The organism is Nitrospirota bacterium, assembly GCA_040757335.1.
Lineage (GTDB): Bacteria > Nitrospirota > Nitrospiria > 2-01-FULL-66-17 > 2-01-FULL-66-17 > JBFLXB01.
On record JBFLXB010000034.1, the window covers coordinates 1 to 11,769 of the forward strand.

At 65.0% G+C, this 11,769-nt stretch carries 10 protein-coding genes; 1 reads left to right on the forward strand and 9 read right to left on the reverse strand.

Annotated features, from left to right (window positions below):
- Positions 1 to 176: 176 nt before the first annotated feature.
- The 3 genes from AB1451_14700 to AB1451_14710 form a co-directional block, all read right to left on the reverse strand.
- Positions 177 to 353 carry a hypothetical protein gene (locus AB1451_14700; protein ID MEW6684145.1) on the reverse strand — a complete coding sequence of 59 codons (177 nt, stop codon included), beginning with the start codon at positions 351 to 353 and terminating at the stop codon, positions 177 to 179.
- A gap of 91 nt (positions 354 to 444) precedes the next feature.
- Entirely contained in the window at positions 445 to 1,575 is a 1,131-nt protein-coding gene (locus tag AB1451_14705) for an anthranilate phosphoribosyltransferase (GenBank protein ID MEW6684146.1), read from the reverse strand.
- 60 nt (positions 1,576 to 1,635) lie between these two features.
- Positions 1,636 to 6,087: a DEAD/DEAH box helicase gene (locus AB1451_14710; GenBank protein ID MEW6684147.1), complete on the reverse strand. Its 4,452-nt coding sequence runs from the start codon at positions 6,085 to 6,087 to the stop codon at positions 1,636 to 1,638.
- 167 nt (positions 6,088 to 6,254) lie between these two features.
- Between AB1451_14710 and AB1451_14715 the strand changes: the two genes are divergently transcribed.
- Positions 6,255 to 6,683, forward strand: coding sequence for a hypothetical protein (locus tag AB1451_14715; GenBank protein ID MEW6684148.1), 429 nt, complete (start codon positions 6,255 to 6,257; stop codon positions 6,681 to 6,683).
- A 68-nt stretch (positions 6,684 to 6,751) separates the two neighbouring features.
- Here the strand turns inward: AB1451_14715 and AB1451_14720 are convergent, their stop codons facing one another.
- Genes AB1451_14720 through AB1451_14745 form a run of 6 tightly spaced genes read right to left on the reverse strand, consistent with a single transcriptional unit; the run spans position 6,752 to position 11,723 of the window.
- Positions 6,752 to 8,446, reverse strand: a complete 1,695-nt coding sequence (locus AB1451_14720; protein ID MEW6684149.1) for a DUF4382 domain-containing protein — start codon at positions 8,444 to 8,446, stop codon at positions 6,752 to 6,754.
- A gap of 60 nt (positions 8,447 to 8,506) precedes the next feature.
- Positions 8,507 to 8,989, reverse strand: a complete 483-nt coding sequence (locus AB1451_14725) for a DUF3106 domain-containing protein (protein ID MEW6684150.1) — start codon at positions 8,987 to 8,989, stop codon at positions 8,507 to 8,509.
- A gap of 1 nt (position 8,990) precedes the next feature.
- On the reverse strand, positions 8,991 to 9,269 hold the full coding sequence (locus AB1451_14730; GenBank protein ID MEW6684151.1) for a hypothetical protein: 279 nt from the start codon (positions 9,267 to 9,269) through the stop codon (positions 8,991 to 8,993).
- Positions 9,263 to 10,627, reverse strand: coding sequence for a hypothetical protein (locus AB1451_14735; GenBank protein MEW6684152.1), 1,365 nt, complete (start codon positions 10,625 to 10,627; stop codon positions 9,263 to 9,265). Before AB1451_14735 ends, AB1451_14730 begins: the two co-directional genes overlap by 7 nt.
- On the reverse strand, positions 10,617 to 11,084 hold the full coding sequence (locus AB1451_14740; GenBank protein MEW6684153.1) for a hypothetical protein: 468 nt from the start codon (positions 11,082 to 11,084) through the stop codon (positions 10,617 to 10,619). The genes AB1451_14735 and AB1451_14740 overlap by 11 nt, the downstream gene beginning before the upstream one ends.
- Positions 11,085 to 11,132: 48 nt before the next feature.
- Positions 11,133 to 11,723, reverse strand: a complete 591-nt coding sequence (locus tag AB1451_14745) for a sigma-70 family RNA polymerase sigma factor (protein MEW6684154.1) — start codon at positions 11,721 to 11,723, stop codon at positions 11,133 to 11,135.
- Positions 11,724 to 11,769 lie beyond the last annotated feature (46 nt).

Sequence of the window (11,769 nt, forward strand, 5' to 3'; positions counted from 1 at the left end):
CCACCTGCATGCCAGCGCCCGCCGTGTCCGCCGCTCGGGAGAGAAGCTCCGCTCATTTGTCCTCGCATCGGATCTCCCATCAGCCCCGTGGCAATAGATGTTCTATTACTTACGCAAAACTCAATAATTGTTAGTGATACGCGTGTTCCCCTCCCGCTTCTCGCGTATTACGGATGTCACGCCACTCGGGTGATCTCAGCGGCTTCGTACTCGGGGAACATGATGATCGCCGGTTGGACGCCGAGGGCCGTCGCCAATTGTTGGACGCTCTCTTTCCCGATTTCGAGCCGCTGTTCGTCGTTCCAGTCGGGATGCGCACATGGTACTCGATCATCTTGCGGGTATCCCGCCACAGTGCGAATCCGATCGCCAGACGCTTCCAAGGTTCCTTGCGACGCAAGACTTCGGCGATTGCATCGTCCAGTACTTCGATCTGTCCCTCGTCTAATTGCATGCCAGTCTCCGTAGGGCCTCACCCGAGTCGAGGGCGCGCCGGGCTAGATCCGCGGCCACCTGCAACGTCTCAGCTCGTCCCACCTGACGAAGAATCATCGCCGCAGCCAGCACCAGGCTGTCGCGCGTTGGACCTGGTTTGCCCTTGAGCGCTTCGAGGCCTGCTTCAGCGGCCGGAGCTGCGAGGCGGGACAGGTCGGGTTCCTGCGACGCGTCGTCGATGGCCTCGTCCGCAGTGCTTTGATCGGCCTTTGCGGCGATCGGAACCGATCGCCGCGTGGACTCGATGCCTGCGTCTTTGGGGTTGAGTTTCCACTCCTCGTCCGGTTTGCCGCTCTGGTACGAAACGACCCGCGTCTGCGCATTGAGCGACGGGATCACGCCGCCTTCGATGCCGCGGACCACGAGCGTAGATGCGTAGCCCACGTCTCGGCCGGCGAGCGTGATCGGGCGCTCGTAGCCGGGGTGGACGTAGCCCACGATCAAGTGATTTCTGCCGCGGGCGCGAACCGGGCCGCAGAGCTTCTCCCAGGTCGAGATGCACGGGCGTTTGATGATCAGGCGGCGCAGCTCGGTCAAGGCGTAGAGTTCCGGGTGGAATTGCGCTTGGTCTACGTAAGCCCAGCCGATATTCGGATCGGCGATGCGCGCGGCGGCCTCTTCCGGGGTCAGATCTACGCGCAGACAGGCGGTTTTGAGAATCTGGTGATGCGTCACGCCGTACTTGGGGCCGAGGGTTTGGCAGCCGTGCGACACGGTCGGTACGCCGCAGGCAGCCAGCACCGCAGGGAGAACGGGTGAGGCGGGGAGGTGCCGGGCGAAGCCGTCGTAGGGATCACCCAGGTCCACGAGGTCGTCCACGTCTGCAGTCGCGGCGTGCGTGGTCTCGCGCAGTGCGGTGAGCACGCCGAGATTTTCTTCGTCGGTCTCGCGTTTCATGCGCAACGCGACCAGGAACACCCCGGATCGCACGGGATCGACCGCGCGTCGCAACACCAGCAACATGCCGTCGCGCGCTTCTTCGCGCGACAGGTTCTTGCTCATCTCGGGTCCGGTGGCGATCCGTTTGACGTAGGAGGCCATGCGGTCGTCGGGAGGGAGGGAGGCGATGTCCGGGGTCATTGGGTCCTTTGAAACCGAACTGCAAATCCCCCCTGGCCCCCCTTTTTCAAAGGGGGGATCTTAATCAGACGACTTCCCACTGGAATACGACCCTCTTAGCCCCCCTTTAATAAAGGGGGGCTGGGGGGATTTGCCTTCGGTCCGCAGCCGCACGATTCTGCGGCGCGCATTGAGTTCGTCGCGCCAGGACCCGCCCTGGGTCTGGTCATCCGGGGAGGTGGTGGTCGGTCCTTTCAAGAGCGCATGCTCCACGCGTCTCGCAGTTTCGGCATCCAGATCCGGGGACACCTCGACTCCCGCACCTTGTCGCAAGCCAGCGAATCGTCCATTCAAATAGGCTACGCACGATCCGGCTTGAGCCGGCACCAGAGAGCCGGGCGTGATGATGCCGACCAGATTGGCAGGGTCGGTCGCCGAAACAACGACAGGGGTCGATTCCGCCGGGGCCTCTCGCAGTCTCCGCAGCGGTTCGACCGCTTCCGGTAACGCATACTGCTCGCCGCCCACGCCGGACACGAAGCGACCGCCGCGGATTTCTCCGCGTGATTCGAGTCGCCTGAACGCGGACACGAGGCGGGACCACGGCGGGGCCGCGTCCTCGCGGGTGATCAATTCGCGAAACACCACGCCGTAGCGCCGGAGGAGTTGCCGCGCCCAGGCTTCGAGGACCTCGTCGGAGATCCGATCGTCTGTGGGTGTGGGTCGCGAGAGCAGGCTCCAGCGACCCAGGCCGCGCGTCACGGTTCGCGGTTGACGATGCCGGCCGCGATGCTGGCGGCGCGGGTCCACCAGCGATCGCACTCCGGCGAAGCCGTCCTGCGTGGCCAAGCCCACGGCCGCCAGCTCCCACAACGCCACTGTCACCTCGGAGGGGAGCAGGCGCGTGGCGGATGACAGGTCGGAGAGAAACGAGGCACCGTGGCGGCTCAGTGCATCCAACGCGGTCCGCGCTTTCGGGCTGACCGAGGGGATCTCCTTCGACGCGGCGCGCCATCCCACCCAGGGCAGGGCCTCGCGAGCCAGCAACGAGAGCGGAATGGTGCGGGTCGCGGTTCTGCGAGGCGCGCGGCCGTCTGTCTCGTTGTTCGTACCCGCCGGCTGCGTCACGCGTGCCCACATCAACTCCCCGGACATGCACAGCTCGTCCAGCCAGTGGGAATCGTAGTCCGCGACGCGGGCGGGGAGGATGTCGCGTTCCCACGCGACCGCGGGCATGTCGAATCCCTGCAACTGATCCAAGACTTCACGCAAACCGTGGCGTCCGATAACGTGCGAGCCTGGGGCCAAGTGCGTCCACTGCAACAAGAATCGGATAAACGTCTCAGGCGTCGCGGGTTCGATCTGGCGCCGCAAGCCGTCGAGTGTCAGCCGGTGGATGCGGGCAAGCAAGCGTCTGGAACACCACTCCGTCTGGTTGCTCCCTGGCGTGAACGTGCCACGGAGCACGAAGCCTTCGTGTTCCAGTTGGAGGAGCGCCCGATCGATACGGGAGACGGGGATTCCCACGATGTGTGAGAGATCCGCCGGGACAACCGGGCCTGAGACTTCAAGCCGACCGCGGACGAGCACGAGATCGGACTCCTCCTCCGTAAATCCTTCCTTACCCCCCTTTGACAAAGGGGGGATGGGGGGATTTTCAACTCGCAGATCCTGGCGCGAGGCCTGGATCATCGGCCAGCGTTCGATGGCTACCCACAGTCGGTGTCCGCCCTGATCCGCGGCTTCGATCGCGCGCCCGGTCCTCACCAACTCATCGAATTGTAGAGCCCACGCTTGTCCCTCATCCGCCGAGATCATGCCGATCAGCATCAGCGCGTCGTAGAGCTCGTCGGCATCCCGCACCAGCGGCCAGGCTTCGCGCCGCACGCGCTCGATCGCCTCGGGGTCCAATGTCCCCAAGTCGCGGACCGACTCCAGGGTCAACGTCCTCCGCGTGGCCACGGCGCGGGCGCGCCGTTCTTCCAGCGGCGCGTCGTCCAGGAACGCGTACGGATTGGCGTTGAGAATCTCGTAGGCGAACGGCGACGGCTCACGCGTGTCGATCGCGGTGATCGCGAGCTGGCCCCACTCGATCCCGCGCAATAGTTCAACAAAACCTTTAAGGTCGCAGGCTTCATAGAGGCAGTCGTGCATGGTCTGGTTCACGAGCGGGTGATCAGGGATCGGGATATCTCCGCCCGGGAGATTCTCCGGGCACGCCATCTGCTGGGGGAACACCGAGACTATGAGGTCATCCGACCGCATGCGCTGCAAGGGCGGCGGCACGCGGCGCCCGTGCTGCTGGCGCGGCACGGCCAACGCGCGGTTGGCGTTCCAGCGCCAGCGCGTGGCGAAGATCGGCGAGCCCAGGACCGCTTGCGTCAAGACGTGCTCAGCCTGGCGGGACGGCAGCATCGCGGGCACGTCGGAAAGAGGAAAGCTCTGCTGGGGCCCCAGCGAGAGCACGATGCCGTCGTCGTCCGCGCTGGCCTGCAGCTCGAAGTCGAACGTGCGGCAAAAGCGTTTGCGGAGCGCCAGACCCCACGCCCGGTTGATCCGGCCGCCGTACGGCGAATGGATCACGAGCTGCATCCCCCCGGATTCGTCGAAAAAGCGCTCGATCAGGATGTGGTCTTGCGTGGGCAGCAGCCCCACGGCTGCGAGTTGCGCCTGCGTGTAGGCGATCATCTGGCGAGCGGCTGATTCGTCAACGAGACATTCTTCTGTCAGCCACGACACGGCCGTCTCGGGTTCCGTCACGCGTGTGGACAGGTCGCGTCGTAACTCGGACAGAGCGGCGGACAATTCGCGGGTGCGCGACGGGGCTTCCCCGCGCCAGAACGGAATCGTGGGGGGCGCTCCGTGCGCGTCTTCCACCACCACGTCGCCCGCGCGGACGTACTGGATGCGCCACGAGGTGTTGCCCAGCAGGAAGATGTCGCCGGACATGCTTTCCACCGCAAAGTCTTCATCCACTGATCCGACCACGGTCTGTTCGGATTCAGCCACCACCCGGTAGTCCGCGAGTTCCGGAATTGCGCCGCCCGAGGTGAGCGCGGTGAGTCGCGCAGCGCGCCTCGCCTTGAGACGCTTGCCGACCCGGTCGTGGTGAAGATAGGCGCCGGCGCGCCCGACCCGGGTGGCATAGCCATCCGCGAGCATGGTGACCACCTGGTCGAATCGATCGCGCGAGAGGTTCCGATACGGCCAGGCTGCGTGAAACCGTCGGAAGAGGTCGTCTTCCGGCCATTCCTCGCACGCGGTTTCGGCCACAATCTGTTGGGCCAGGATGTCGAGCGGCGCCTCCGGGATCACGACACGATCCAGGTCGCCGCGCCGGACCGATCGAAGCAACGCCGCGCACTCCATCAGTTCGTCGCGCGTCAACGGAAACAATCGTCCTTTGGGCACGTGGCCCAACGCGTGTCCTGATCGTCCCACCCGCTGGAGGAAGACGGCGATCGAGCGCGGGGAGCCGATCTGGATCACCAGGTCGATGAATCCCACGTCAATACCGAGCTCGAGCGACGCCGTGGCCACCACGGCCTTGAGGTCTCCGGATTTGAGGCGCAGCTCGGTGTTGCGTCGAATTTTCTTTGAAAGGCTCCCGTGGTGCGACAAGACCGCACCCTCGCCCAAGCGCTCGGTGAGGCGCAGAGTGACACGTTCGGCGAGGCGCCGCGTGTTGACGAACACGATTGTGCTCCGATGCGCCGCGATCAACTCGGCCACCCGCGCGTACACCTCTTCCCACTGCTCGTTGGAACAGACCGCGGCCAGCTCTAAGGGCGGGACCTCGATGGCCAAGTCCAGTTTCCGTCGGTGGCCGACATCGACGATCCGGCAATCCGGCGCGCCGTCCGGCCTCACGCGATCCGTGCCCACCAGGAAGCGCGCGATCTCGTCGATCGGCGCCTGGGTGGCGGAGAGGCCCACGCGGATCGCCCGCCGCTCGCACAGCGCATCGAGCCGAGCCAGCGACAAGGCCAGGTGTGAGCCGCGTTTGTCGCGCGCCACGGCGTGGATTTCGTCCACGATCACCGTCTCAACGGTCCGCAGCATCGCGCGACCTTTGGCCGACGTCAGCAGTAGGTAGAGCGACTCGGGCGTCGTCACCACAATGTGCGGCGGCTTGCGTACCATCCGCTGGCGCTCCGCGGCCGGGGTATCGCCCGTGCGGACCGCCACGCGGATCGGTGAAAGGCGCCGGTCAGCCCACGTGGATGCGGCCGCGCTGATCTCCTCAAGCGGGCCGGTGAGGTTTCGCTCCACGTCGTGGCTGAGCGCCTTGAGCGGCGAAACATAGAGTACGCGCGTTTCATCCGCCAGGCGTCCGTCAAGGGATCGTCTCAGCAGGCGGTCGATCGACGCCAAGAACGCGGCCAGGGTCTTCCCCGATCCGGTCGGCGCCGCGATGAGCGTATTCCGTCCCGCGACAATGTGCGGCCAACCCTGTTGCTGCGCGTCGGTCGGCGGGCCGAACCGGGTCTTAAACCAGTCGGCGACAACGGGATGAAAAGCTGAAAGGGGCATAACGACCCCTGTATCATACCGGCTTCGGGGTGGGAAAGGCACGGGCGGTAGGCATAGGATGGGGGGATTTGTGCCTCTTCGGTTGACACGGTCTCCCATGCCGACTACGATCGGCCCGCGTTTTTTGTTCGGTCGATCTATTCCAGCAGTTCACGATCGGAGGACGTATGAGCGACCTGTTGACGACGTTGTGCCCAATGTTCAAGGAAGAGGTCTACCGCCGGACGGCCCGCATCAGCAACATCGCGATATTCGGAGGAGCGGGGTTGGTCGGCGGCATGTTGTGGTACGCCATATGGGCCGACGAGTTCGGGGTGATGGAGCGCCTGTTGTGTGCGGCGGCGGTGGCGATCTTTATCGGTGCGTTGCTGTATCAGGTTTCGCGCGAGGCCGCGCGCTACGCGGGAGCCAAGGAAGCGCTCATCCGGATTGAGCGCGCGTTGGGCTTGTTCGAGCCCGGCCGACACATTCCCGCGGCGGCGATCTACCCCGAGACCTGGATGGTCCTGCCGCCCAAGTCCCGCTCGACGCGCGCGGCGTATGTTGTGCTGCCGTTGCTCGGGGTGCTGTTCGTCATCGAGATTCTCGTTGCCTAGCCTGAAGTGGCGGGGGCGGCGTGTTTGCGCCGCCCCCGCTTGCTCATCTTTGACGTGAAGTGATCCGGTTACGACCCGGCCGCGTGCACTTCCGTGGCCACAAGAGCGATGTTCAGACGGTCGATAATGGAGAGAAGTCGCAGTCGAGCCGTAATGACTCCTTCCACCGTGACGGTTTGGCCCTCCAATGCCGTGGAGAATTCCAGGCCTTCGTCGAATTCGGTGGACGCGGTCACCACTACCGTAATGTCGCCGCTCAACGGCCGTCCGTCGCGGTCACAGAAGAGTTCGGCGTTTGCCGCGACGGTCAAGACAAACGTGCCGATGCCGGGGTTGTCGGTGTTCGGCGTGACCGTTCCCACGGTTCCGGTGACCGTGGCCTGAGGGAGCACCACGATGATCCCGGTCGCGCCGCCGTGCCACGGCAGCACGGACCGGTTCACGACCAGGAAACGAACCGGGTTGGGGTCGGTGGCATCCGGCACGTGAGGCGTGAGGCGGCCCAAGACGCGAATCCGTACGCCATCGGCGACTCCATCGCAGGAAAATTCGCTCGGCAGATCAAGCCCGATCGTGTTCTCGGGCGACAGCGTGATCCCGGCCGCGGTAAACCGCGCCAGGATGTGCGCGGCCCTGATCTCCACCGACAAAGTGCCGGTGGCGCATCCACTGGCATCGACCACGGTGCCGGTCAGTCGATCGGGACGGATGCGGATCACGGCGGCGTGTACGATCGTGGGATCGGTGGTGTCGACTGATCCCCGTACATACACGATTTGACCGTTGGACAGGTCGGCGGTGTTCAGTGCTGTGCCCAGGAAAAAGACCTGGGTCGACGCGTCAAAGGTCACGGGCGTGGTGGTTTCGTCGCGGTGCAGCAGGGTGAACGTCCCCAGGGTGGGGTCGAGCTGGGTCACCAAGCCCCGCGTGAGTCGCCGGTCGACATCCACCTGGATCAGCGACGCCACAACGTGGCCCTCGGTGTCCAGCGTGCCCTCGACGTGGACGAACGTCCCCACGTTCAAGTCGGTGAACAGGACTGCGCTTCCGTCTTCGTCCACGATGACCGTGTCGTCGGTCGTCTCAACCACCACCTGGAGGAACCGACGGACGTTGAGCGTCAACGTGCGCTCTGTGTCGTCCCGGCTTGCGATCACGCCAGCTAGGTTGTCGATGGGCGGGGTGGTGCCGTCGTCGCTGGTGGGGGTGGTGCCGACGAAGATCTGCGGCCGGAGGATGAGGCGGCCGGAGCCCGTGGTCGTAAGCTTGATCGAGTCCGCCGCGGAGAAATCGAGTTGGATGGCGGTGGTCGAGTCCGAGGTGATGGTGATCGGGCCGCGGAAGTTCAGGTCAACCTTGCCGTTGGCGACCAGGTCGACCGATTGGGTGGTGCCGTCGGCAAAGGTCACGGTGGCCGCGGTGACCTGCAACCGCAGCTTGGCATAGGTGCCTTCAGGAATCGACGTAGTGGCCAGGATCTGGTTGATTCCGTCCAGGTCCAGCAGATCCACGGTAATGGGCTCACCGTCCGGGAACGGAATGTCGACGGAACCGGAGTCGCCGATCAACGCGGCCGACGACATCGTCACCGCGACCGCTTGGAACGCGTCACTGGGTGAGTCGGTTATGGCCAGGGTCACCGTGCCGGCGGCCGGTGAGTCTCCCCCGCCCGAATCGGCGCAGCCTGACAGGCCCACGAGGGCGAAGAGTCCGATGACGGCACCCAGCAGTCGGGCGCCTTTGCTGTTTAGTAGCTGTTTCATGGCGTGGTCTCCCGTGAAAAGGACGTTCGTCCCTTTCAACACCTCACGCGGGGAAAAGTTTCAGCGTCTGGGAGGGCGGTTCAGACGATTGAGCAGGCGCTGCTGGTCGCTGGGTGGGAGCTGCTGAAACCGGGGTGACCGTTCCAGGACCTGGCGGCGTTGCTCTGCGGGAAGCTGCCTGAGTCGTTCGAGTCGCTGCTGAATTCGCTCGCGCTGTTCAGGCGGCATGTTGCGCCAGGCCTGGAAGTTCTCTCGAATTCGAGTCTGCTCTTGGGGGGGGAGCTCTCGGAAGCGCTGATAGCGCTCGGCTAACTCCCGGCGCTCCCGGGGCGAGAGTTGCTGATACTTCCGCCATCGCTCGCGAAGAGCCTCGCGCTCAGCGGGAGAAAGACGCTCCCACCGTGCCCGGTTGCGTTCCAGGGCCGATGTGTCGCCTCCGCTGGCGGAGCCGCTGGCTTCCTGGGCGGAGGCCACACCGGATGGGAGCACCGGTCCCAGCGTCAGCACGCCGAGCATGCAAAGCAGCACGAGTATGCGACTCATATCAAAACTCCTCTTCAGGCGTGTTCGGCGTACCCACGGCGCCGAGCACGTCCACGGTGTCCAGCAAATCGAGATTTTCGATCAAGTCCAGGTTCTTGATGAGTTCGTCGTCCGCCGAAGGCTGCTCGCCTCCCCCGTGTTTCGTCGCGGCCGGACTCGCGTCGTCCGGCCTGGGCTGTGGCGCGGAAGACGAATCTGCTTCCGGCTTGGGTTGTGCGGCCGCCGGTGCCGCGGTTACGGTCCACGCGATCAGCACCACGAGCAGAACACGGCTTACCACGCGACATCCGTTCCGATGGCCAGCTTGTAAACCGGCTCCGGGTCCAGGTCAGTGCGGTAAAACGATCCTGGAACCAACACGTCGGCCTCGAGACGGGCGGTGAGCCAGTCCGTGAGCGCGTACGCCCATTCGGTGTCGATCTCCACTCCGTAGTGGCGGCCCGAACCGTCCGTGGCTGGAAATTCCGACCAGAGATCCGCGGCGACCACGCGCAGCGTCGCGCGTTCGATGGCCATGTTGGCCGTCAGCACCCCGGCCAACACGCCGCGGCCCAGCACGCCGGAAGCGGTGGGGGTGCCGGAGGTGAAGGCCGAGTCGATCCCGCCGTTGAAGAACAGGTTGGTGGCGTCGATCAGCGGGTAGATGCCGACGAAGGCCTCGTATCGTCGGTCGCGCAGCACGGCGATCGGCCCCCTGGAGTCGCCGCCGGTATACAGGCCCGTGGCGCCGAGGGTCAGACGATGGTTCACACGGTATGTGGCCGAGGCCTCGGCCGCTTTTCCCAGCAGGGTGATGGTTTCCTCGCGGGCCAGCTGCGGGATCGACGGGTTGACGACCCCGCTCAGCGTGCCGGTTTGCAGCACGGCGAGCGCATCGAAAGTCCAGTCACCGCTCCGCGCCGCGCCGTCCACGATCCAATACATCAGCGACCCATCGTCCGGCCGGAACGGTGCGTTGTCGAGGGCCAGGCGAATGTTGGTGGGCAACAGGGTGGGAATCGTGGCGTTCCGGTCCCACAATCGGGAAACGGACACGGATACGCGGCCTGCGAACGGGAACGACAGGTCGACGCGTCCTCCGGCATACAGGCTCTGGTCCTCGCGCAGGACGCCGTCTTCATCCAGCCCCGCGCTGAACGCCTTGACGTCAACGCGGGGGCTCGTTGTCCCGACCGCGAGGTTCCCGGCCACGGCGGGCTGATACGAATCCAGCACCAATCCGCGGCCGATCACCAGGCGCTGCTTGCCGGCTTTGATCCACGACGAGCCGCGACTGGCCTTGAGCCAAGCCTCGTCGATGAAGCGGGTGGTTCCCCACCGGTCTTCGACCGAGCCGTCATCCAGCGTCTCGCGCGAAATCTCGCGCGAGGCCAGGGTGAGGACCCCTTCAAGCGCGTCGAGGGGGCGGACCGACAGGGTGGCCGTGACATAGCCCAGGAGCCTGGACTCGTTGTGATCGAGTGATTGATCGAGCGCGGGGTTGATGTTCCACACCGCCTCGTAGCGACCTGCCAGCAGGCCGCTCACCGAGTACCACGACCGCTTCGGCTCGGCGGAGGGCGTTTCGGCGGCCGACTCGGTTCCGGTATAGATCAACATGAAGAGCGCGCCCATGGTCGCCAGCCGGCTACGGATCATCAAGCAGCAACAATACGTCGAGATCCTCGACGACCTCAATATCCGTCAGCATCTCTCGCGATTCCACGAGGTCCAACTGTGCGACCAACTCGGGGCGCTCGTGCCGGTCTTGTTGCCACACGACGACCGGGATCACGGCCGCGAGGGCAACGGCCAGGACTGCGGCGGCCCGTAGGGACCAGACCGGCAGGCGGCCCCAACCCAGACTTGGCGTACCGGGGGCCGCGGCAATCTTAGTCCAGACGCCTCGGGCAAATTGCGACGACGGTTGCGGTGGCTCAACGACCTTCAGCAGCGCCCAGGTAGCCCCCAGCCGATGCGCTTCAGCCCGGCAGGCCGTGCAACCCGCCAGATGCGCGGCCACATCGGGCGTCGGACTGTCCAATTCTGCGCCAAGTTGACGGCGTACCGCCCGACATTTGGGAGCCAAGGCAGCGTGGTGTTGATCAGGAGCCATTTTTCTGCATCCTTTCATGAGTCAGAACCCGCAAGTGCCCAAATAGTTTCATGGTTTCTCCCGAACGTAGGGGGCCAGGCGGTCGGCCAACAGCGCGTTGGCTCGGTGCACCCGCAGCTTGGCCGCGGTCACGGAACAGCCCAGAATGTCGGCGATCTCGTCATAACTGAGTTCCTCGTAGCGCCGGAGAATCACGGCAAAACGCAGGCGCTCGGGGAGAGCGGCCACCGCTCGAGCCACGACACGCTGGAGCTCCCGGCGTTCCAGGTCGGCTGCGGGATCCGGGAATCGAGTATCGGGTGGATCAGGGGCGGAATCTTGCGCGTCGGCGTCGTCGCCCGCAAAGGGAAGCCATCGTCGGAGTGCTTGTGCTCTCGCATGATTCAGGCACACCCTGCGGGCAATGGTGTATAGCCACGTGGAGAACTTCGCGTTCGGTTCATACCGCGTCGCGGCACGGTAGACCCGGACGAACACGTCCTGGGCCAGATCCTCGGCATCCGCGTCGCGACCGATGGTCCGGGCGATGACGTTCAGCAGCGGCCGTCGATACTTGTCGATCAACACATCAAACGCCGCGCGGTCTCCGTCGCGGACGCGCAACATGAGGACCACATCGGGATCGGAGAGAAATTCCATGCGCCGCAAGGATAGGGAAACGAGCCGGGTATGGCAAGCTGCTCCC

Excerpts from the sequence above, each read along its gene's own strand:
- AB1451_14720 (MEW6684149.1), bottom strand. The coding sequence starts at position 8,446 with ATGAAACAGCTACTAAACAGCAAAGGCGCCCGACTGCTGGGTGCCGTC.
- AB1451_14725 (MEW6684150.1), bottom strand. The coding sequence starts at position 8,989 with ATGAGTCGCATACTCGTGCTGCTTTGCATGCTCGGCGTGCTGACGCTG.
- AB1451_14740 (MEW6684153.1), bottom strand. The coding sequence starts at position 11,084 with ATGGCTCCTGATCAACACCACGCTGCCTTGGCTCCCAAATGTCGGGCG.
- AB1451_14710 (MEW6684147.1), bottom strand. The coding sequence starts at position 6,087 with ATGCCCCTTTCAGCTTTTCATCCCGTTGTCGCCGACTGGTTTAAGACC.
- AB1451_14715 (MEW6684148.1), top strand. The coding sequence starts at position 6,255 with ATGAGCGACCTGTTGACGACGTTGTGCCCAATGTTCAAGGAAGAGGTC.
- AB1451_14735 (MEW6684152.1), bottom strand. The coding sequence starts at position 10,627 with ATGATCCGTAGCCGGCTGGCGACCATGGGCGCGCTCTTCATGTTGATC.
- AB1451_14705 (MEW6684146.1), bottom strand. The coding sequence starts at position 1,575 with ATGACCCCGGACATCGCCTCCCTCCCTCCCGACGACCGCATGGCCTCC.
- AB1451_14745 (MEW6684154.1), bottom strand. The coding sequence starts at position 11,723 with ATGGAATTTCTCTCCGATCCCGATGTGGTCCTCATGTTGCGCGTCCGC.